This window comes from Oleiphilus sp. HI0061 (assembly GCF_001635675.1).
This window is the reverse complement of sequence record NZ_LWFE01001763.1, coordinates 1-834: the sequence shown is the minus strand read 5'-3', so window position 1 is coordinate 834 and position 834 is coordinate 1. Positions and strand designations below refer to the sequence as shown.

The 834-nt window shown below is 46.3% G+C and carries 2 protein-coding genes; both read left to right on the top strand.

What is annotated here, in order from left to right:
* The first annotated feature begins 22 nt into the window (after nt 1-22).
* Entirely contained in the window at nt 23-502 is a 480-nt protein-coding gene (gene ribE, locus A3735_RS26930; protein ID WP_068511375.1) for a 6,7-dimethyl-8-ribityllumazine synthase, read from the top strand.
* Nucleotides 503-834 (top strand): transcription antitermination factor NusB (locus A3735_RS26925; protein ID WP_068638996.1); only part of this gene is annotated, 332 nt, incomplete at its 3' end.

Here is an 834-nt window from a genome sequence, read left to right as displayed (position 1 = left end):
ACATACTAAAGAGAAAGGTCTTATGCGAAATATTAAAACCTATGAAGGTGATTTTAGAGATACGACGGGTGCAAAGTTTGCGATTATCGTGACACGATGGAACTCCTTTGTGGTAGAAAGCTTGCTAGAAGGTGCGGTGGATTCTTTGGTACGTCACGGTATTGATGAGAGTGATATCGAGATATTCCGCATTCCTGGCGCATTTGAAATGCCTTTAGCCGTGAAACGTGTTGCTGAAACTAAAAAGTATGACGCAGTGGTTGCTTTAGGAGCGGTGATCAGAGGCGGTACGCCTCACTTCGAGTATGTTGCTGGAGAGTGTGTGAAAGGTTTGGGTGCCGTATCATTGGATACAGGTATTCCTGTTGCCTTTGGCGTTCTGACGGTGGACACCATTGAGCAGGCGATTGAACGTGCCGGCACCAAAGCGGGTAACAAAGGTGAAGAAGCTGCGATGTCAGTTCTAGAGATGGTTCAACTATTTAAACAGTCAGGTATTTAAGTGAGCGAATCTAACCCTGCCGCAGGCGGTCAGCCTGTAAAGAAAACTGGAACGGCACAGCGTAAGAAGGCTCGAAAGTTGGTTCTTCAGGCGCTATATCAGTGGCAAATTTCCGGCTCCAGTATTGCTCAGGTAGAAGCAGAGTTTCGTACCGATCATGACTTTGATCGTATCGACTCGGCTTACTTTCGTGAAGTCTTTAGCGGTATACCTAAAGAAGTGACAGAATTGGATCAGGCAATTGAGCCTTTTCTGGATCGCGCAATTGTGGATGTTGACCCGGTAGAGATGAATGTTCTGCGTATGGGTGTCTTTGAATTTAAGCACCGCAT

Bases quoted from the DNA above. Each gene is read 5' to 3' on its own strand.
- ribE (WP_068511375.1), top strand. From the start codon at position 23: ATGCGAAATATTAAAACCTATGAAGGTGATTTTAGAGATACGACGGGT.